The organism is [Rhizobium] kunmingense (assembly GCF_977018605.1).
In genome coordinates, this window is sequence record NZ_CDRNXG010000001.1 from 3,659,899 (window position 1) to 3,679,879 (window position 19,981).

Genomic DNA, 19,981 nt, shown 5'->3' on the forward strand with positions numbered 1-19,981 from the left:
GCTGCAGCTGCACTCGCTTAACCAAAAGCCGCATATCGCCCCTGCCTCTTGCCTTTCCGCCAAAAACCCGTATAAGCCGCGCTGTTCGAAACACCCGGTCTTCTGGCTGGTGGCTGAACGGAGGGCCGATCGGCATCGGGATATCCCGGCGCGGATCGCAGGAACCACAAGGTTTCCGGCCTCCCGTGTCTCCGCTCTCGACCGTCTCGAAACAACAGCTTTTCTTGCCGGCCTTCTTGGCCATCAGGAGCAGTCGTTGAGGCTTAGCCGCCGAAACCGGGTGACACAACAACCGCAAGAAAAGGCAAAGCTTACATGGCTCTTTACGAACACGTATTCCTTGCCCGACAGGATATGTCCGCACAGCAGGTTGAAGCCCTCGTCGAACAGTACAAGGGCGTCATCGAAGCTAACGGCGGCAAGGTCGGGCGCGTAGAAAACTGGGGCCTCAAGTCCCTGACCTACCGCATGAAGAAGAACCGCAAGGCTCACTACGCCCTGATGGACATCGATGCTCCGGCTGCTGCCGTGCACGAGATGGAACGTCAGATGCGCATCAACGAAGACGTTCTTCGCTACATGACGCTCGCCGTCGAAAAGCACGAAGAAGGCCCGTCTGCCATGATGCAGAAGCGCGACCGCGACGACCGCGGCCCGCGTGGTGACGACCGTGGCCCGCGCCGCGAATTCGGTGATCGCCCGCCGCGCCGCGACGGTGATTTCCAGCGCGCTCCGCGCCCGGCTCGCGAAGCCTAATCGGATAGAAGGAGAAAAGACCTATGGCTGACGTATCCTCTTCCCCGGCTCGCCGTCCGTTCCACCGCCGTCGCAAGACGTGCCCCTTCTCCGGCGCCAACGCTCCGAAGATCGACTACAAGGACGTTCGTCTGCTGCAGCGCTACATTTCCGAGCGCGGCAAAATCGTTCCGTCCCGCATCACGGCCGTTTCCCAGAAGAAGCAGCGCGAACTGGCCCAGGCCATCAAGCGCGCCCGCTTCCTCGGCCTGCTGCCTTACGTCGTATCGTAATCGATACCGGACCCGCTGATTAACCTCAGCGGGTCCAATCCCTTCCGCGTTGGGCGCGGATCGGAACCGAACTGCAAACCCCATGTTGGGGATGAAGCGCCTGTCAGATTGAATCAGGCCCGTCCCCTAACTGCTTGATTTGGCAGGACAGCGAGACCGAGAATGAAAAAGACACAGACAGTGCTGCCCACCGGCGTCCTTGCCGGCGTCGTCGCCACCGTGCTCGTCATGGGCGCGAGCGCGCAGTCGTCTTTTGCCGCCGTTCTCTATGCCGCTTCCGCCCTTCCCATCCTGATTGCCGGCCTCGGCTGGGGAAACCGTGCCGCGATCATCGGCGTCGTCACCGCCGCCATCCTCGGCGCGGTTCTCGTTTCCCCCTATTTCGCCGTTGCCATGGCGGTCTTTACGCTGATCCCCGCCGGCTGGCTGTCGCACCTGGCCAATCTGGCGCGCCCCGCTTCCGAGCTCGGTGGCCCGGATGATCTGCTGGCCTGGTATCCGCTATCCGATATCCTGCTGCATCTGTGCGGCCTCGTGGCGCTTGCCGTCATCGCGCTCGGCGTTGCGATCGGCTACGGCCCGGAATTCGTCGGCCAGCTCGTCGACGTGATCAGCACCAGCCTTGCGGCGCAGAATCCGGAATTTGCCAGCGAAGCCGCCGTGATGGCACAGACCAAGGCAATGTTCCTGCTGATGCTGCCGCTGGTACAGGGTGGCATGTGGGTGCTGCTTCTGTTCGCAGCCTTCTATTTCGCCATGCGAATCGTTTCCCGCTCCGGCCGCGCGTTGCGCCCGCGCGAGGACATGCCCTCGGCGCTGCGGATGAACCGCCATGCGATCTTCATCTTCCTCGCAGGCATCCTGCTCACCTTCTTCGGCGGCGTGCCGGCGATGGTTGGAGCGGTTCTCTGCGGCACATTCGGCGCGGGCTTTCTCATGGCCGGCTTTGCCACCATCCATTTCCGCGCCCAGGGCAAGGACTGGCGCCTGCCGGTTCTCGTTCTTGCCTACCTCTCCACCATGCTCGTGCTGCCGGCTTTCGCCATTCTCGTTCTCGGCCTGATCGACACGAGGCGCACGATCGCACTGACGCCTGCAAAGGCCGGTGCGGAAAAGACCGATACAACAGACACAGAAACTTGAAGATCAGAAAGGAAATCCACCATGCAAGTCATTCTGCTTGAACGCGTGCCGAAGCTCGGCCAGATGGGCGAAACCGTAAAGGTTCGCGACGGTTACGCACGTAACTTCCTGCTGCCGCAGGGCAAGGCGCTGCGCTCCAACGAAGCCAACAAGAAGCGTTTCGAAGCCGAGCGCGCAACGCTCGAAGCCCGCAACCTCGAGCGCAAGGGCGAAGCTGAAACCGTCGCCGAAGCGCTTGCCGGCAAATCCTTCATCGTCGTCCGTTCGGCCGGCGAAACCGGTCAGCTCTACGGCTCCGTCGCTGCCCGCGACATCGTCGACATCCTGGCCGCCGAAGGCTTCAACATCGGCCGCAACCAGGTCGACCTCAACACCCCGATCAAGGCGATCGGCCTGCACCAGGTTCTTCTGCACCTGCACGCCGAAGTTTCGCTCGAAGTCCAGCTCAACGTCGCCCGTTCGGCCGACGAAGCCGAGCGCCAGGCCAAGGGCGAAAGCCTCACCTCCGCCGACGCCATCTACGGCGTTGACGAAGACGCCCTGCGTCCGGAAGACTTCTTCGATCCGGAAGCCGACCAGGACGGCGAAGACGAATAATCGAACCTTTTCAGGTTCATTCAGGAACGCCCGGCTTATACAAGCCGGGCGTTTTTTTGTCTCTTTTTCTGGCTAGAATGAAACCTTAACGGGCGAGTCGCGCAGGGCGCACAGTCAACCGTATTCGTCGCTTCATTGGCTTATTTGTTTTGCGTCGGCCGGCCTGCGCTGTGGATAGCTGTGGGAATCGGAAATCGGTAAAAATCCGGTTTCGGCAGCGGCCCAATGCGACTATGACCGGCACCTTGAACGTGGACAGGACGGGTAGAAGATCATGAACGAAGCAGCGCGCAACCTGGCATCTCTCAGCAACAAGGATGCAGCGCCGCACTATCGCGAGGCGCCGAACAATATCGAAGCGGAACAGGCGCTGCTGGGGGCCATCCTCGTCAACAACGACGCCTATTACCGCGTGTCGGACTTTCTCAAGCCGATCCATCTCTACGAGCCGCTGCATCGCAAGATCTACGAAGTGGCCGGCGACATCATCCGCATGGGCAAGACGGCGAACCCGATCACACTGAAGACCTTCCTGCCCGCAGACGACAAGGTCGGCGACCTGACCGTGGCACAGTATCTCGCGCGTCTGGCCGCCAACGCCGTCTCCATCATCAACGCCGAAGACTATGGCCGCGCCATCTATGACCTGGCGCTGCGCCGCTCGCTGATCCAGATCGGCGAGGATGTGGTCAACATCGCCTATGACGCCCCGCTCGACATGCCGCCGCAGAGCCAGATCGAAGATACCGAACGCCGCCTGTTCGAACTGGCGGAAACCGGCCGTTACGATGGCGGCTTCCAGTCGTTCAACGACGCGGTATCGATCGCGATCAGCATGGCCGGCGAGGCTTTCGAGCGCGACGGCCAGCTTTCCGGCATTTCCACCGGCATCATGTCGCTCGACGGCAAGATGGGCGGGTTGCAGCGTTCCGACTTGATCGTGCTTGCAGGGCGCCCCGGCATGGGCAAGACCTCGCTTGCCACCAACATCGCCTACAATATCGCCGCCGCCTATGAGTCGGACGTCAACCCGGACGGCTCGTTCAAGGCCAAGAATGGCGGCGTCGTGGGCTTCTATTCGCTCGAAATGTCGTCCGAACAGCTCGCGACCCGTATCATTTCCGAGCAGACGGAAGTCTCTTCGTCGAAAATCCGCCGCGGCGACATTACCGAGGCCGATTTCGAAAAACTCGTCGCCTGCTCCCAGATGATGCAGAAGGTGCCGCTGTTCATCGACCAGACCGGTGGTATCTCGATCGCCCAGCTATCGGCACGCGCACGTCGCCTGAAGCGCCAGCGCGGCCTCGATTGCCTGGTGGTGGACTATATCCAGCTGATGACCGGTTCCGGCAAGTCGGGCGAGAACCGCGTGCAGGAAATCACCCAGATCACCACCGGCCTCAAGGCGCTCGGCAAGGAACTGAACGTGCCGATCATCGCGCTGTCGCAGCTGTCGCGCGGTGTCGAAAGCCGCGAGGACAAGCGCCCGCAGCTTTCCGACCTGCGCGAATCGGGTTCGATCGAACAGGACGCCGACGTCGTGCTCTTCGTGTTCCGTGAGGAATATTACGTCAAGAACATGGAGCCGCGCGATCTGTCCGATCCGAAATACCCGGAATGGGAAGCGCATATGGATCGGGTGAAGGGCACGGCCGACGTCATCATCGCCAAGCAGCGCCACGGACCGACCGGCACCGTCAAGCTCGCCTTCCAGTCGGAATTCACCCGCTTTACCGACCTCGCCGAACCGAGCTTTATCCAGTACGAAGAACCGTGAGGCGCCGGGCAGATATTATGTGATCAGGCTGCCTGGGCGGCCTGCTCAACGATCTCCGGGTGCGTCTCAAGCACCTTCAGCAGCAGGCGCCCTGCAGGATCGAGCGAGCGGCGCCCCTGTTCCCAGTTGTTGATCGTGGCCGCCGGAATTCCGAAACGGCGCTCGAATTCCTTGGCCGACTTGGCGACCTTCTTGCGGATCGCGCGAAGTCCCTGGATGCCTCCCCCGCCGTCGGATTTGCTGCGATACGCTCCATATCCTTCAGTTATCGCTTGGTTCGGATGATCCTCATCGCAGATACGCGATGCGCCATTGGCGTATTTCTGCAGGCGCTGCTCGATACAAACTCTGTGCAGGCAAGCCGAAATCTTCTCGGCCGACCTTTTGCCGGCCGTCAAAAAGGTTAGTTTGACCCCATCCTTCTCTGCGACGAGCACCCCATGACAGATCTGACCGACTTCGACAGCGACGAACTCTCCTTCGATGAATTCGATATCGCCCCCGTCCGGCTGACCGTCGATCTCGGCGCGCTTGCCGACAACTGGAGGGAAATGGCGAAGCGCTCCGGCAAGGCCGGGACCGCAGCCATCGTCAAAGCAGACGCCTATGGGCTCGGGCTTGAGGACTGTGGCACCGCCCTTTACGAGGCAGGCGCGCGCGACTTCTTCGTGGCCGTCGTGCAGGAGGGCGTGACGCTCAGAACCTACGCGCCGGATGCCCGCATCTATGTGCTTTCCGGTATCTGGCCGGGCCAGGAACGGCTGTTCTACGAGAACGATCTCGTTCCGGTCATCATCTCCGAAGAGCAGCTTGCCTTCTGGATGAGCGTCACCGCCGAGCATGGCGATCATCCTTGTGCGCTGCATATCGATACCGGTTTCAACCGGCTCGGCCTGCCGTTGGAAGAGGCGATAGCCTTTGCCGAGGACGTCTCGCGCCCGGCAAGCTTTTCGCCCGTCCTCGTCATGTCGCACCTGCATAGCGGCGACACACCCGCCTCGCCGCTCAATCGTACGCAGCTGGAATCGTTTCAACGGGTTGCGGCGGCTTTCGAAGGTGTTCCGGCAAGCCTTGCCGCATCCGGCGGCGTTTTTCTCGGCCCGGAATACCATTTCGACCTGACCCGCCCCGGCATCGCCGTCTATGGCGGAGAAGCGGTCAACGGCATGAAGGCGCTGAAGCCCGTTGCCAAGGCAGAGGCGCGCATCCTGCAGATCCGTGATGCCGCCTCGGGTTCGACGGTCAGCTACGGCGCCACCCACCAGCTTTCGCGCAACAGCCGGCTGGCAGTCGTCTCGGCCGGCTATGCCGACGGCTATCCCCGCTCCGCATCCGGCTCGGGCGTGCCGATCCGCGCCGGCGGCATGCCCGGAGCCTTCGGCTTCATCGCCGATACCCGCGTGCCGGTGATCGGCCGGGTGACGATGGATCTGACCATATTCGACGTCACCGATGTGCCGGAAGGCGCGATCCGTACCGGCGACTATGTCGAACTGTTCGGCCCCAATATCCCGGTCGACGACGTGGCGCGGGCTGCGGGCTCGATCGGCTACGAACTGCTGACCAGCCTCGGCCTGCGATACGAGCGGCGGTATCTCTATCCCGACGACTGAGCTTTATCTCTTCCTTGCATAGCCTCATGCAAGGCCCTCTTGGAAGCCGAAAAACTTCGTGCTAAAAGAGAACAAAAGGAGATCGAAATGACCGAGATCCATCTCAGTGAGCAAGATCAGGACTTTATCGACGAACAGGTAAAGGACGGCCGTTATAGGAGTGCGGACGATGTCATCGCTGCCGGCCTGCGGCTGCTCGGTAGCGAAGAGGGCAAGCTTCAGGAATTACGCTACCTTATCCAGCAGGGCGTCGACGATGTGGACGCTGGCCGTGTAGTGACCTTCGAAAATGCAGAGGAAATGACAGCGCATATCCTGCAGATGGCAGAGGACCGAAAGAATGCGCCAACGTCAGCTGAGAATGTCATTTCAGGCCCTCAACGATCTTCTCGGAATCTATGACTATATCGCCGGCTTTGACCATGTTGCCGCCAGACGTTTTCTTGATGACATCAATGGCAAGATCGAATGGATGGCGGCATATGGAGTTACCGGAAGCCCGCGTGACTTCATTCCAGGGTTAAGAGCCTTTCCTTACAGGAAACGGTGCATCTACTTCTTTATCAACAATGACGAGTTGATCGTGCTGCGCACCCTTCATGGGCGGCAGAAGATCAAACCTGAAGACTTCCTCCCGTTTTACCAGACAAAAGAAAAAGACTGACCTCATCCCATGGCAAAACCCAAAACCCAATTCGTGTGCCAGAACTGCGGCACGGTGCATAGCCGCTGGGCCGGCAAGTGCGATGGCTGCGGCGAGTGGAACACGATCGTCGAGGAAGACCCGATGGGAGGCATCGGCGGCGGCCCCGGCAAGGCGCCGAAAAAGGGCCGCGCCGTGGCGCTCACGTCGCTATCGGGCGAGACCGAAGAGGCACCACGCGTCCATACGGGCATTTCGGAACTCGACCGCGCCACCGGCGGCGGCTTCGTGCGCGGATCGGCGGTGCTGATCGGCGGCGATCCGGGGATCGGCAAATCCACGCTTCTGATGCAGGCGGCGGCGGCGCTTTCGCGGCGCGGTCACCGGATCATCTATGTATCGGGTGAAGAAGCGGTCGCCCAGGTGCGGCTGCGCGCCCAGCGCCTCGGCGCTGCCGACTCGGATGTTCTTCTCGCGGCCGAGACCAATGTCGAGGACATCCTTGCCACGATTTCGGAAGGCAAGCGGCCGGACCTGGTCATTATCGATTCCATCCAGACGCTGTGGAGCGATACCGCCGACAGCGCGCCCGGCACCGTTACCCAGGTGCGCACCGGCGTGCAGGCGATGATCCGCTTTGCCAAACAGACGGGCGCCGCCATGGTTCTTGTCGGCCACGTCACCAAGGAGGGGCAGATCGCCGGACCGCGCGTCGTAGAACACATGGTCGATGCCGTTCTCTATTTCGAAGGCGACCGCGGCCATCATTACCGTATCCTGCGCACGGTGAAGAACCGCTTCGGGCCGACGGACGAGATCGGCGTGTTCGAAATGTCCGACAAGGGCCTGCGCGATGTTTCCAATCCGTCCGAACTCTTCCTCGGCGAGCGCAACTCCAAATCGCCGGGTGCTGCCGTCTTTGCCGGGATGGAGGGCACGCGTCCGGTGCTGGTCGAAGTACAGGCGCTTGTCGCCCCTACCTCGCTCGGCACGCCGCGCCGCGCGGTGGTCGGCTGGGACAGTTCGCGCCTCGCCATGATCCTTGCCGTGCTCGAAGCCCATTGCGGCGTGAAGCTCGGCAGCCACGACGTCTATCTCAACGTCGCCGGCGGCTATCGTATTTCGGAACCGGCGGCCGACCTGGCGATCGCCTCCGCGCTCGTCTCGTCGCTGGCGGGCCTGGCGCTTCCTGCCGATTGCGTCTTCTTCGGCGAGATCAGCCTGTCGGGCGCCGTGCGCCCCGTCTCGCAGACGGCGCAGCGCCTGAAGGAGGCGGAAAAGCTCGGCTTTGCCAGCGCCATGCTGCCGGCCACCTCGGCGGAACTGCCGAAGGCCGGCAATGCGCGCTGGACGATGATCGAGGATCTGCCCGACCTCGTCTCGCGCATCGCCGGTTCCGCCAGGAAGCTGGGGCAAGAAACTGGGGAAAGGCCATGAAAATGCCGGGGAAGATGATTGATCTTCCGTTAATGAAGCGGCTGATGTAAGAGAACGCGCCCAACATCCGTGTGGCGCGCGCAGTGCCGGGATGAAACAACCGGCACGAAACGGCAGTCTGGAGTAGAGTTTACAATGCCCATCACGATTTTCGACGGCATCGTCATCGGCGTCACCCTGTTTTCGGCGGTGCTCGCAATGGTCCGCGGTTTTTCCCGCGAAGTGCTGTCGATCGCCAGCTGGGCGGGCTCGGTTGCCGCCGCCTATTACCTCTATCCGCTGCTTGTTCCTTACGCGGAAAGCTACACCTCGGATAACCGCATCGCGATTGCGGCGTCCGCCGGCATCATCTTCCTCATCGCGCTGATCGTCATCTCGTTCATCACCTCGAAGATTGCCGATTTCATCATCGACAGCCGCATCGGCGCGCTCGACCGCACGCTCGGCTTCCTGTTCGGCGCTGCACGCGGCCTGCTGCTTCTCGTCATCGCCACCGCCTTCTGGAACTGGCTCGTACCGATCCAGGCGCAGCCTGAATGGGTCACCCAGGCCAAGTCGAAGCCGTTCGTCGATACACTGGTGGCACGCCTCGAGGCCGTGCTGCCGGACGATATCGAGCCGCAGATCCGCGCCCGCATCACCGGCCGCGAAGAAGCTCCAGCCGAGATCCAGCCCGGTCAGGAAATGCCGCCGGTCGGCGATGCACCTGTGACAAATAATTGACGCTGTGTTGCGCTTGATGCAGGCGTAATTCATTCCCATTTGTGGTAGTAATCGAATTCAGATAGAGAACGGGCTGGCTCCGGGGATTTTCAATCCCCGGCCGGCCTTTCCATTTTAGATCAAGGGCACGGGCTCACGATGGACCAGTCGGCTTCACAATCCTTCGACATCAACCATTCCAACGAATGGGAGGATGACACCCTTCACGAAGAGTGCGGTGTATTCGGCATTCTCGGTCATCCGGATGCGGCAACGCTGACGGCGCTCGGCCTTCATGCCCTGCAGCATCGCGGCCAGGAAGCGGCCGGTATCGTCTCCTTCGACGGCCTGCGCTTCCATTCGGAACGCCGCATGGGTCTCGTCGGTGATCACTATACCGACCCGGCGACCCTCGCCAAACTGCCCGGCAACATCTCCATCGGCCACGTCCGCTATTCGACGACCGGTGAAGTGGCGCTCCGCAACGTCCAGCCGCTGTTTGCTGAACTGGAAGTCGGCGGTATCGCGATTGCCCATAACGGCAATTTCACCAACGGTTTGACGCTGCGTCGGCAGCTGATCGCCGGTGGCGCCATCTGTCAGTCTACTTCCGATACCGAAGTCGTCCTGCACCTCATCGCCCGCTCCCGTTATTCCTCCACTGCCGACCGCTTCATTGATGCGGTTCGACAGATGGAAGGCGGTTATTCGATGCTGGCGATGACCCGCACCAAGCTGATTGCAGCGCGCGATCCCACGGGCATTCGTCCGCTGGTCATGGGCGAACTCGACGGCAAGCCGGTCTTCGCCTCGGAAAGCTGCGCCCTCGACATTATCGGCGCCAAGTTCGTCCGTGACGTCGAAAACGGCGAAGTCATCATCTGCGAAACGCAGCCGGACGGTTCGATCAGCATCGATGCACGCAAGGCCGGCAACGGTCAGCCGGAACGCCTGTGCCTGTTCGAATATGTCTATTTCGCCCGTCCGGATTCGGTCGTCGGCGGCCGCTCGGTCTATGTTGCCCGCAAGAACATGGGCATCAACCTCGCCAAGGAAGCCCCGGTCGAGGCCGACGTCGTCGTACCGGTGCCGGATGGCGGCACGCCGGCAGCGCTCGGCTATGCCCAGCAGAGCGGCATCCCGTTCGAATACGGCATCATCCGCAACCACTATGTCGGTCGTACCTTCATCGAACCGACGCAGCAGATCCGCGCCTTCGGCGTGAAGCTGAAGCATTCGGCCAACCGGGCGATGATCGAAGGCAAGCGAGTCGTTCTCGTCGACGACTCGGTCGTGCGCGGCACGACATCGCTCAAAATCGTCCAGATGATCCGCGATGCCGGCGCCAGGGAAGTGCACCTGCGCGTTGCCAGCCCGATGATCTACTATCCCGACTTCTACGGCATCGACACGCCGGACCGGGAAAAGCTGCTCGCCAACCAGTATGAAAACCTGGAAGCGATGTGCAAATATATCGGCTGCGACAGCCTCGAATTCCTGTCGATCAACGGCCTTTACCGCGCCGTCGGCGGCGAGGATCGCAACAATGCGCGCCCGCAGTTCACCGACCACTATTTCACCGGCGATTACCCGACCCGCCTCCTCGACAAGGAAGGCGAAGCGGTCGGCCGCAAGGTGTCGTTGCTTGCCAGCAACGGGTGAGACACTCTGTCCCACCGGTTCCCAAAGGTTGAGAAACATTCTAGAAGGCTGCGGAAACGCGGCCTTCTTTTTTGGCCGGGACAGAACAGTATCGGGAGCGCGACCAGACCATGACCATCGATCTCAACGGCAGGATTGCGCTCGTCACCGGCGCCTCGCGCGGTATCGGCTACTTCACGGCGCTGGAACTGGCCAAGGCCGGCGCGCATGTGATCGCCTGCGCCCGCACGGTCGGCGGGCTGGAAGAGCTGGATGATGCGATCAAGGCCGCGGGAGGCGCTGCAACGCTGGTTCCCTTCGACCTTGCGGACATGGATGCGATCGACCGGCTCGGCGCCTCGATCCATGAGCGCTGGGGAAAGCTCGACATTCTCGTCGCCAATGCCGGCATTCTCGGCGTGATCTCGCCGATCGCCCATATCGAGGCGAAGGTGTTCGAGCGGGTGATGACCACCAATGTCACCTCGATGTGGCGGCTGATCCGCTCGCTGGAACCGCTGCTGGTCAAATCCGATGCCGGCCGGGCACTGCTGCTTTCTTCGGGCGTTGCCACCAATCCCCGCGCTTTCTGGGGCGCCTATGCGATGTCGAAGGCGGCGGTCGAGACGATGGGCCGGATCTGGGCCGAGGAAATGGCGCACACGCCGCTGAAGATCAATCTCGTCAATCCCGGCGCCACCCGCACCGCCATGCGCGCCCAGGCCGTGCCCGGCGAAAACCCGGAAACCCTGCCGCATCCTTCCGAAGTGGCGGAAAAAATCCTGCCGCTCACCTCTCCGGAAATGATCGAAAGCGGCAAGCTGTTCGTCGTGCGCGAGAACCGCTTCGTGGAGTACCGCCTGCCGGAGTGAGGCACGTGCGGGGTGGGCCTTGCGACAAGCGAGGCCGCCCTCCCCTTGACCAATCACCGGCCTCGCGCCATAACCGCCTCATGAACACGGCAATTTCCATTTGTGGGAAGACTATCCGCTAGCGATCGCGCTGGCCCGGCCGTTTTCGTCTCTCGAAAAGCCTTGAAGACAAACGCCCCGGTCCGGTACCGGTTGCTGCACGCCGTTTCGAGCCTGGGAGAATTTTTCGATGAGCGCTACGCTCAAGCTATACAATACCTTGAACCGCGAGAAATCGGTATTCCAGCCGATCGATGCCGACAATGTCCGCATGTATGTCTGCGGTCCGACCGTCTATGACTTCGCCCACATCGGCAATGCCCGCCCGGTGATCGTGTTCGATGTGCTGTTCCGGCTGCTGCGGCATGTCTATGGCGAGGCGCATGTCACCTATGCCCGCAACATCACCGACGTCGACGACAAGATCAACGCCCGCGCCCTTCGGGATTTTCCGCATCTGCCGCTCAACGACGCCATCCATGCGGTGACGGAAAAGACGGCAAAGCAGTTCCATGCGGACGTGGCGGCGCTGGGCTGCCTTGAGCCGACCGTCGAGCCGCGTGCGACCGACAATATTTCGCAGATGATCGAGATCATCGAAAAGCTGATCGGCAATGGCCACGCTTATGTGGCCGAGGGCGAAGTGCTGTTCGATACGAAGTCGATGACCGATTACGGCCAGCTTTCCAAGCGGCCGCTGGACGAGCAGCAGGCCGGTGCGCGTATCGCGGTCGATGCGCACAAGAAGAACCCCGGCGACTTCGTGCTCTGGAAGCTTTCGTCCGAGAACGAACCGGGCTGGGACAGTCCCTGGGGTATCGGACGCCCGGGCTGGCATATCGAATGCTCGGCGATGAGCGGCCGCTATCTCGGCGAAGTCTTCGACATCCATGGCGGCGGGCTGGACCTGATCTTCCCGCACCACGAAAACGAGATCGCCCAGTCGCGCTGCGCCCACGGCACGCAGGTCATGGCGAATGTCTGGATGCATAACGGCTTCGTGCAGGTCGAAGGCCGCAAGATGTCGAAGTCCGACGGCAATTTCATCACCATCAACCAGTTGCTGGAAACGGACACGTTCGGCGGCCGCAAGTGGCCGGGCGAAGTGCTGCGACTGGCGATGCTGATGACGCACTACCGCGAGCCGATCGACTTTTCTGTCAAGCGGCTGGAAGAGGCGGAGAGCACGCTGTCCAACTGGCAGGAGGCCATGGACAACAAGGGACTGTCCTGGCAGGAGGGCAATCGTGACCAGTATGACGGCCTGGCGCCGTCTTCGACATTCGTCGATGCTCTTGCCAACGACCTCAACATGAGCGCCGCCATCGCAGAGCTGCACCAGCTGGCAAAGGGCAAGGATATTGCCCATGGACACGCGCTTTACGCGAACCTTGCCCTGCTGGGCCTGACCAGCTTCGATCACATGCAGGCGTGGGAACAGGCGCAGCAGGCACGGGAAGTATCCGTGGCCGCGCCGATCGCGGAGGCCGTCGAGGCGCTCGTCGCGATGCGTCTGGAAATGCTCAAGGCCAAGAACTTTGCCGAGGCCGACCGTATCCGCGACGAACTCGCCGAAAAGGGCATCCAGCTGAAGGACGGCAAGGATGCCGCGACCGGCGAGCGGGTGACAACCTGGGAGCTGAAGCGCTAGTCTGTTCTGCCCCAAACGCCGATGCGGCGCGCCAAACCAGCGCGCCGCGTCAAGGCTTGCAGCTTTTAGGCGAACGGCCCTATGCTGCCATCCGGCATAAGGGAGGAAGACATGGCTGGATCTCACCATTTTGCCGACATTCGCATTACTCTAGAGAGGCGCGGCGCGCCTGTCGGGGCAACCGACCTCTTCATCGCCGCCCATGCCCGATCGCCTGGGCTGACGCCGGTGACCAACACCCACCGGGAAGCCTCCCGTGTCGGGAGCCTCAAGGTCGAGAACTGGCTGGAGGAGCCGTCGGCATGACACAGCTTGTCCACACTGGCGGATGCCAATGCGGCGCGGTGCGTTATCGGGCGGCAGGCGAAATCGGCTTTCCGCATGTCTGCCACTGCCGCATGTGTCAGAAGGCGGCGGGCAATTATTTCATGCCCTTCGGCGGTGTAGCCCACGAGAATTTTTCGCTCACCCGCGGCGAACCGCAATGGTTCCGGTCCTCCGATACCGTTCGCCGGGGTTTCTGCCGAGACTGCGGCACGCCGCTGTTTTACGATGGCGGGCATGATCATATCAGCATCACCCTCGGCTCGCTCGACAATCCACAGGCTGTAAAGCCGCAGATGCAGACGAATCTTGCCCGCAAGATGCCCTGGTTCGGTGAACTCGACGGGCTGCGGCACGAAGCCGGAATGGATGTGTCGGCCGAACAGGACGCGGCGATCGCCGTCGGCAGCAAACAGCATCCGGACCACGACACCGGGGCCGACTTCATGATCCCAGCCTCAGGGAAACCGGAGACACGCACGTGACCCAGCAAATCCACCGAGGCGGATGCCAGTGCGGCGCGCTTCGCTTCCTGATCGACGGAAAGCCGAACGAGACCTCCATCTGCCATTGCCGCATGTGCCAGAAAGCCTTCGGCGCCTATTATGCCCCGCTCGTCTCCACCCGCGGGCTGCATTTCACCTGGACACGCGGCGCGGCGAAATACTTTCAGTCGTCGAACCATGTGCGGCGCGGTTTTTGCGAAAACTGCGGCACGCCGCTCACCTACGAGGCGGCCGACGGAATTGCGGTTGCGGCCGGTGCGCTGGATAATCCCGCGGCGCTGCCGCCATCTCTCCAGTACGGCATCGAGGCGAAGCTGGCCTTCGTCGATCATCTCGGTGCGCTGCCTGCACATCACACATTGGACGATATCGACGAGGCATCCTTTCTTGTCGATATCGTCTCGAACCAGCATCCCGATTTCGAGACGGATGACTGGCAACCGACCGCCGCCATAGGCGGGACCAGCAAACAGGGGCAAGCATGAGCGAAACAACGAGATCAGGCGGCTGCCAGTGCGGTGCCGTGCGCTTCAGGATCAACGGCAAACTCGGCCGCGCGTCGATCTGCCATTGCCGCATGTGCCAGAAGGCATTCGGCGGCTTCTTCGGGCCACTGGTTTCGGCGCCTGAAGGTGGTGTCGAATGGACACGCGGCGAACCGAAATATTTCCAATCCTCGGTCAATATCGACCGTGGCTTCTGCGAGAATTGTGGTACACCGCTGACCTATCGCACGCCTGCCAGCCTCGAAATCGCCATCGGCGCTTTCGACGAGCGAGACGATCTGGCCCCGCAAGTTCAGGTCAACCACGCTTTTCGGCTACCGTGGGTCGAGACCATATTCGAGGCACCGGTTCACGGCGATGCCGACTATTATTCCCGGCAGGAGCAGATCATCTCCTTCCAGCATCCAGACCAAGACACTGAAAACTGGCCCGAGAAAGGCCTTCACCTCTAGTCCGCAGATTTACCGACATAAAACCTGAGACCTACAATGCTCGCACAACAAGCCTATGCCGTTTCCGCACGCCCCTGGTACCTGCTCACCGTCGCCTTGGCGGGAGCTGCCGTCATGTTCGCTATAGACCTCGCAAGTAACGGTTTTACGACAATGCTCGTGAAGGAAAGCGGCGCAATCGAAACATCGACCGCCCTGCTTTACGCCTATACCGCCATGGTCTGGCTATGGACCCGCACGGGTGACACATGGCGTCGCTACTGGGAAGTCGCGGCGATCATGCTGATGATGATGGGCCGCGAACTGGACCTCGACAAGAAGCTGACCAGCGTCGGCATGCTGAAAAGCAATCTCTACCTGACCACGATGGCGCCGCCCGTCGAGCGCATTTTCGGCGTTCTGGTGATCATTTTCGGCGCGATCGTCGTCTATCGGCTGATCACCCGCAGTGGCCACGAACTGGTTTCCGGCCTGCGGCAGCGGACGGTCTGGGCATGGAGCCTCGTCGCCGCGATCGGTCTTGCCGTCGTGTCGAAGTCGATCGACGGTATCGGCCGCAAGCTCGCGCCATTCGGCGTCACCGTCAGCGACCACATGAACCTCGTCATGGGCATACTGGAGGAATTGCTGGAATTCGGCATTCCCGTCATGTTCCTGGTGGCGACGATCAGCTCGATCGACCTTCTCACCTCCGCACCGCGCACCGGCCGGAAGTGAGCGGCCGGACATGGAGGATATTCAGGCTGCCTACCGGACGCTCTATCCCGCAACCGTCGCTTACGACAGCGGCACGCTCGATGTGGGCGACGGGCATGTGATCTATTGGGAACGCCACGGCAAGAAAGGCGCCAAACCGGTCGTCTTCCTGCATGGCGGACCGGGTGGCGGGATTACCTCGATCCAGTCGCGACTGTTTGATCCGGGCCTCTACGACATCCTGCTCTTCGACCAGCGCGGATGCGGGCGCTCAACGCCGCATGCGCATCTGGACGCCAACACGACCTGGCATCTCGTCGCCGATATCGAACGGCTGAGGCAGATGGTCGGCGTTGAACAGTGGCAGGTCTTCGGTGGCTCATGGGGCTCGACGCTGGCGCTCGCCTATGCGCAAAAGCACCCGGAGCGCGTCACGGAACTGCTGCTGCGCGGCGTCTACACGCTGACGAGGCCGGAGCTCGACTGGTATTATCAGTTCGGGGTCTCGGAGATGTTTCCGAAGGAGTGGGAGGCCTTTATCGCGCCGATCCCGCAGGCGGAGCGTCACGAAATGATGGCCGCCTATCACCGCAGGCTGACAGGCTCCGACCGCGCTGCGCAGATCGCCTGCGCCAAGGCGTGGAGCGTCTGGGAAGGCTCGACCATCACGCTTCTGCCCGACCCGCAGCTTTCCTCCAAGCATGACGAGGATCACTTCGCGCTCGCTTTCGCCCGCATCGAAAACCACTTCTTCATGCATGCCGGCTGGCTGGAAGACGGGCAGCTTCTGCGCGATGCGACGAAGCTCAAGGGTATTCCCGGCGTGATCGTCCATGGCCGCTACGACATGCCCTGCCCGGTCAAATATGCCTGGCAGCTGTCGAAGGTCTGGACGGATGCGGATTTTCACATCATCGAAGGTGCCGGCCATGCGGTGTCCGAACCCGGCATCACCGACAGGCTGATCCGGGCGACCGACCGGTTTGCCGGCAAGGTTTGAGGCATGTTTCCGGCATCCCGACATTCCACACAATGGGCGGCGCAATTTGCTGTCGCCAGCGAGCTCTGCAAGCTTGGGTGTGATGTTGGCTTTACCATGGGTCACAGTACGCCACTCGCTGACCTGATGGTCCTTAGCCCGGACAAGGGCAAAATGTTCCTGATCGATGTAAAAGGCCAGCGCACTCGAAATTTCTGGCAAATCAAGAAAAAGCAACAGGTGGAGCAACTCTACTACGTGCTTGCCTATGTCGCGTTGGGCGCGACGAACCGGTTTTTCATACTGAGCCAAGCAGAACTTAACTCGGAATTAGATCAATATGAGACCAGTGGGGTTAAATACGACCCACGTTTTTCAGGGATGAATTGGGCTACAGCTCACCGATATGAAAATAGATGGGACACACTTCCGGTATCAGTGCAGATCTCATCATGAGCTGAGATCTTACTATTATCGTTAGTACAAACACTTACTCGAAAAGGGGCACCGGTGGACCGGCTTGAAGCCATGTCGATGCTGATTGCAGTCTCCGACAGCGGCAGTTTTTCCGCCGCGGCGCGAACGCTCGGCGTGCCGACCACCACGCTGACGCGCAAGATCACCGATCTGGAAACGGCGCTCGGGGCAAAGCTTCTTCTGCGCAGCACCCGCAGGATCGCGCCAACCGACGCAGGCGCGACCTATATCGCCGCCGCGCGACGCATCCTCGAACAGGTGGGAGAGGCCGAGCAGGAAGTCGTCGGCGAATTTACCGAGCCGCGCGGGCGCCTCGTGATCACCGCACCGGTGCAATTCGGCCAATTGCACGTTTTGCCTATCGTCACCGATTTTCTCGCAGCGTTTCCGCAGATCGACATCCGCCTCGTGCTGACCGACCGCAATGTCCAACTCGTCGACGACCATGTCGACATGGCCGTGCGCATCGGCCGCCTGCCGGACAGCACGATGATTGCGACGACGATCGGCGCGATGCGGATGGTCGTCTGCGCCAGCCCGCAGTTTATTGCCCGGCACGGCATGCCCGAACGGCCTGAAGATCTGGCAGGCCTGCCGGCGATTGCCGTCGAAGGGCCGGTGCCTTTCGCGAACTGGCCGTTTCGCCAAGCCAGGACCGGCCCGTCGCTGACTGTCCTGATAAAGGCTCGCCTGTCGGTGACGACGATCGAGGCCGCCCTGCAGGCCGCAATCCGCCACACGGGTGTAATCCGACTGTTTCACTATCAGGTCGCAGAGGCCGTTGCGGCCGGCGACTTGAAGATCATACTCGATGACTGCGAGCTTGATCCCGTGCCCGTCAGCCTGGTTCACGCATCACCTCGCCAGATGCCGCTCAAGATGCGCAGTTTCCTCGATTTTGCCTTGCCACGGCTGCGGTCGATTTTTCCGATCGCCGGCTAAGGCACGTCGCGATCTTTCAGATTCGATCGCCGCGCTTTCGCTCCTTGTTTTTGCGCATGCCTTTATCCCGAAACCGGTGACCACTTTCGGGAGAGATGCTGTAGAATCAGCCGGCAGCGATCCTTGCCTGCAGCTCGGCGTTCTGCGCCTCCAGTTCCGCCAGACGTTCCCGCAGCGGTCGCACGGCCGCGGCAACCTCCTGTTCGGTAAAACGCGGCGTGATGTGCTGCGGGCAATTCCAGTCGAAGGCTTCCAGCCGCAGGCGAAAGATACGTTCCGCCCTGCCCCGGTAATCCGGCGTGGCCACGAGCGCCGCAAGCGCCGGATCATCCTCCAGCGCGACCTTCTCCACATGGACGTAGATCTTCAGCCGTGCGCGGCGCGGATAGTCCATCAGGAACAGACAGGCGCGGTCGTTGGCTGCGATATTGCCGGTGCTGATATACTGGCGGTTGCCGGCATAATCGGCAAAGGCGAGCGTGCGCTCATCGACGAGCTTCAGGAAACCCGCAGGCCCGCCGCGATGCTGGACGTAGGGCCAGCCCGTTTCCGAAACAGTCGCCATGTAGAAGCTGTCCCGCTCGGCGATAAAGGCCGCCTCGTTCTCGGTAAAACGGTCCATCTCGCGGTGGCCGGAAAAATCCTGCCAGAACTGGTCCATGCCCATCTCGGCCTGCGCCGCCCTGACACTCGGTGTCGATGCTATGTCGAGAAATCCGTAAGTCATCCGTCGTCGCTCCTTGCCGCTGGCACCGCTTCAATTCCGTTGAACGGAAGCCGTCTGCCAAGGTGGAATATGCGCGCAATCTGCCGCCACCATAATATGCCTAGTTCGGATATCATCTCTCCATATTCCGGTGAGGTCGTCTGACAATCGCCAACCGGCGGGCTCGCCCACGGATGGCGAATGCATGAGCCGTCTCAATGACAGGTTCAACGAAATGAATTGGCGGATCGTTGCGCGATCCTGTAAGCCCGGCCCAACAATCACAACAGACTGGCGGAAACACCGCGATGGCAACCGATACCACTTCGCCCGTGGCGCAGAACGAGGACACGCCTCGTGGCTTCGCCTTCGGGCTGACCGCCTATTTCCTCTGGGGCTTCCTGCCATTCTATCTGAAGGCTGTCGGGCATCTGCCGGCGACCGAGGTGCTGGCGCATCGGGCCCTGTGGTCGGTGCCGGTGGCAGGGCTCGTGCTGGTGCTTCTGGGCCGCACGAAAGACGTCAGGACGGCGCTTGCCAATCCGCGCATGCTGGGCATGGCCTGTCTGACCGCGACGCTGATCACCATCAATTGGGGCGTCTATGTCTGGGCGGTGGCGGCAGGGCATACGGTCGACGCCGCGCTCGGCTATTTCATCAATCCGCTTTTCAGCATTCTTCTGGCGGCCGTCGTTCTGAAGGAAAAGCTTGCGCCGCTGCAAATCGGGGCGATCGGGCTTGCCGTGGTCGCGGTTGCTATCCTCGCCTGGGGCGCTGGCGGCTTGCCTTGGGTCGCGCTGGTTCTGACCTTTTCCTGGGGCTTCTACGCGCTTTTGCGCAAGACACTGCCGATCGGGCCGAATCAGGGTTTCTTCCTCGAAGTGCTTTTGATCAGCATTCCGATGCTGCCCTATGTGATCTGGCTGGAGGCGACCGGACAGGGGCATTTCATCGGTGGCACCGGCTACGACATGGGCATGCTGGCGCTTTCCGGCATCGTCACGGCAGGACCGCTGATGATCTACGCCAACGGCGCCAAGCTGCTGAAACTATCGACCATCGGCATCATGCAGTATATCGCGCCGACGCTGATCTTCCTCGTCGCCATCTTCGCCTTCGGCGAGCCGTTGAGCCCGATCAAGCTGTTCAGCTTCATCCTCATCTGGGCAGCCCTGGCGCTCTACACGATTTCAATGCTCAAACAATTGCGCAGCCGTTAGCCCTTTAAAAATCTCAGGCACGGCTCAGGA

The 19,981-nt window shown here is 61.4% G+C and carries 24 protein-coding genes; 22 read left to right on the forward strand and 2 right to left on the reverse strand.

The genetic code is table 11. The annotated features are described in order from the left end of the window. Nucleotides 1-315 precede the first annotated feature (315 nt). From rpsF to AC0JZ4_RS17720, 5 genes are all read left to right on the forward strand, one after another. Nucleotides 316-756 carry a 30S ribosomal protein S6 gene (gene rpsF, locus AC0JZ4_RS17700; RefSeq protein ID WP_471887624.1) on the forward strand — a complete coding sequence of 147 codons (441 nt, stop codon included), beginning with the start codon at nt 316-318 and terminating at the stop codon, nt 754-756. A 23-nt stretch (nt 757-779) separates the two neighbouring features. Continuing rightward, the gene (rpsR, locus tag AC0JZ4_RS17705) at nt 780-1,028 is read left to right on the forward strand and encodes a 30S ribosomal protein S18 (protein WP_112457119.1); all 249 of its coding nucleotides are present in this window, start codon (nt 780-782) and stop codon (nt 1,026-1,028) included. A gap of 162 nt (nt 1,029-1,190) precedes the next feature. Then, nucleotides 1,191-2,171, forward strand: a complete 981-nt coding sequence (locus AC0JZ4_RS17710) for a DUF2232 domain-containing protein (protein ID WP_471887625.1) — start codon at nt 1,191-1,193, stop codon at nt 2,169-2,171. 21 nt (nt 2,172-2,192) lie between these two features. Continuing rightward, nucleotides 2,193-2,768, forward strand: coding sequence for a 50S ribosomal protein L9 (gene rplI / locus AC0JZ4_RS17715; RefSeq protein WP_471887626.1), 576 nt, complete (start codon nt 2,193-2,195; stop codon nt 2,766-2,768). A 274-nt stretch (nt 2,769-3,042) separates the two neighbouring features. After that, a complete protein-coding gene (locus AC0JZ4_RS17720) occupies nt 3,043-4,545 on the forward strand; it encodes a replicative DNA helicase (RefSeq protein WP_471887627.1) in 1,503 nt (500 codons plus the stop codon). A 23-nt stretch (nt 4,546-4,568) separates the two neighbouring features. Here the strand turns inward: AC0JZ4_RS17720 and AC0JZ4_RS17725 are convergent, their stop codons facing one another. Next, complete coding sequence (locus tag AC0JZ4_RS17725) at nt 4,569-4,943, reverse strand: helix-turn-helix domain-containing protein (protein WP_471887628.1); 375 nt, start codon at nt 4,941-4,943, stop codon at nt 4,569-4,571. 42 nt (nt 4,944-4,985) lie between these two features. Here AC0JZ4_RS17725 and alr point away from each other — a divergent pair, with 42 nt between their 5' ends. The 16 genes from alr to AC0JZ4_RS17805 all read left to right on the forward strand — a co-directional run bounded on the left by alr (nt 4,986) and on the right by AC0JZ4_RS17805 (nt 18,025). Continuing rightward, nucleotides 4,986-6,158, forward strand: coding sequence for an alanine racemase (gene alr / locus AC0JZ4_RS17730; protein WP_471887629.1), 1,173 nt, complete (start codon nt 4,986-4,988; stop codon nt 6,156-6,158). An 87-nt stretch (nt 6,159-6,245) separates the two neighbouring features. Then, nucleotides 6,246-6,560: a type II toxin-antitoxin system ParD family antitoxin gene (locus AC0JZ4_RS17735; RefSeq protein WP_471887630.1), complete on the forward strand. Its 315-nt coding sequence runs from the start codon at nt 6,246-6,248 to the stop codon at nt 6,558-6,560. Further along, nucleotides 6,499-6,822, forward strand: a complete 324-nt coding sequence (locus AC0JZ4_RS17740) for a type II toxin-antitoxin system RelE/ParE family toxin (RefSeq protein ID WP_471887631.1) — start codon at nt 6,499-6,501, stop codon at nt 6,820-6,822. Before AC0JZ4_RS17735 ends, AC0JZ4_RS17740 begins: the two co-directional genes overlap by 62 nt. Before the next feature lie 9 nt (nt 6,823-6,831). After that, nucleotides 6,832-8,238, forward strand: coding sequence for a DNA repair protein RadA (gene radA / locus AC0JZ4_RS17745; protein ID WP_471887632.1), 1,407 nt, complete (start codon nt 6,832-6,834; stop codon nt 8,236-8,238). A 135-nt stretch (nt 8,239-8,373) separates the two neighbouring features. Beyond that, a complete protein-coding gene (locus AC0JZ4_RS17750) occupies nt 8,374-8,961 on the forward strand; it encodes a CvpA family protein (protein WP_471887633.1) in 588 nt (195 codons plus the stop codon). Nucleotides 8,962-9,099: 138 nt separating this feature from the next. Beyond that, nucleotides 9,100-10,602 (forward strand): amidophosphoribosyltransferase, encoded by a 1,503-nt coding sequence (purF, locus tag AC0JZ4_RS17755; RefSeq protein ID WP_471887634.1) that lies wholly within the window; start codon nt 9,100-9,102, stop codon nt 10,600-10,602. Between the two features lie 110 nt (nt 10,603-10,712). After that, on the forward strand, nt 10,713-11,453 hold the full coding sequence (locus tag AC0JZ4_RS17760; RefSeq protein ID WP_471887635.1) for an SDR family NAD(P)-dependent oxidoreductase: 741 nt from the start codon (nt 10,713-10,715) through the stop codon (nt 11,451-11,453). 229 nt (nt 11,454-11,682) lie between these two features. After that, a complete protein-coding gene (cysS, locus tag AC0JZ4_RS17765; protein ID WP_471887636.1) occupies nt 11,683-13,143 on the forward strand; it encodes a cysteine--tRNA ligase in 1,461 nt (486 codons plus the stop codon). Nucleotides 13,144-13,254: 111 nt separating this feature from the next. Beyond that, complete coding sequence (locus tag AC0JZ4_RS17770; protein ID WP_471887637.1) at nt 13,255-13,449, forward strand: PIN domain-containing protein; 195 nt, start codon at nt 13,255-13,257, stop codon at nt 13,447-13,449. Continuing rightward, a complete protein-coding gene (locus tag AC0JZ4_RS17775; protein WP_471887638.1) occupies nt 13,446-13,952 on the forward strand; it encodes a GFA family protein in 507 nt (168 codons plus the stop codon). Before AC0JZ4_RS17770 ends, AC0JZ4_RS17775 begins: the two co-directional genes overlap by 4 nt. After that, nucleotides 13,949-14,458 (forward strand): GFA family protein, encoded by a 510-nt coding sequence (locus tag AC0JZ4_RS17780; protein WP_471887639.1) that lies wholly within the window; start codon nt 13,949-13,951, stop codon nt 14,456-14,458. The genes AC0JZ4_RS17775 and AC0JZ4_RS17780 overlap by 4 nt, the downstream gene beginning before the upstream one ends. Then, nucleotides 14,455-14,931 (forward strand): GFA family protein, encoded by a 477-nt coding sequence (locus AC0JZ4_RS17785; protein WP_471887640.1) that lies wholly within the window; start codon nt 14,455-14,457, stop codon nt 14,929-14,931. The genes AC0JZ4_RS17780 and AC0JZ4_RS17785 overlap by 4 nt, the downstream gene beginning before the upstream one ends. A gap of 36 nt (nt 14,932-14,967) precedes the next feature. After that, nucleotides 14,968-15,648 carry a hypothetical protein gene (locus tag AC0JZ4_RS17790; protein ID WP_471887641.1) on the forward strand — a complete coding sequence of 227 codons (681 nt, stop codon included), beginning with the start codon at nt 14,968-14,970 and terminating at the stop codon, nt 15,646-15,648. A gap of 10 nt (nt 15,649-15,658) precedes the next feature. Then, on the forward strand, nt 15,659-16,627 hold the full coding sequence (pip, locus tag AC0JZ4_RS17795; protein ID WP_471887642.1) for a prolyl aminopeptidase: 969 nt from the start codon (nt 15,659-15,661) through the stop codon (nt 16,625-16,627). Between the two features lie 3 nt (nt 16,628-16,630). Further along, a complete protein-coding gene (locus AC0JZ4_RS17800; protein ID WP_471887643.1) occupies nt 16,631-17,062 on the forward strand; it encodes a hypothetical protein in 432 nt (143 codons plus the stop codon). A gap of 54 nt (nt 17,063-17,116) precedes the next feature. Beyond that, nucleotides 17,117-18,025, forward strand: a complete 909-nt coding sequence (locus AC0JZ4_RS17805) for a LysR family transcriptional regulator (protein ID WP_471887644.1) — start codon at nt 17,117-17,119, stop codon at nt 18,023-18,025. A 106-nt stretch (nt 18,026-18,131) separates the two neighbouring features. On the opposite strand, the gene AC0JZ4_RS17810 is transcribed toward AC0JZ4_RS17805, so the two are convergent. Continuing rightward, nucleotides 18,132-18,752 carry a pyridoxamine 5'-phosphate oxidase family protein gene (locus tag AC0JZ4_RS17810; RefSeq protein ID WP_471887645.1) on the reverse strand — a complete coding sequence of 207 codons (621 nt, stop codon included), beginning with the start codon at nt 18,750-18,752 and terminating at the stop codon, nt 18,132-18,134. A gap of 287 nt (nt 18,753-19,039) precedes the next feature. Between AC0JZ4_RS17810 and rarD the strand changes: the two genes are divergently transcribed. Next, nucleotides 19,040-19,951 carry an EamA family transporter RarD gene (rarD, locus tag AC0JZ4_RS17815; protein WP_471887646.1) on the forward strand — a complete coding sequence of 304 codons (912 nt, stop codon included), beginning with the start codon at nt 19,040-19,042 and terminating at the stop codon, nt 19,949-19,951. Nucleotides 19,952-19,981: the final 30 nt, after the last annotated feature.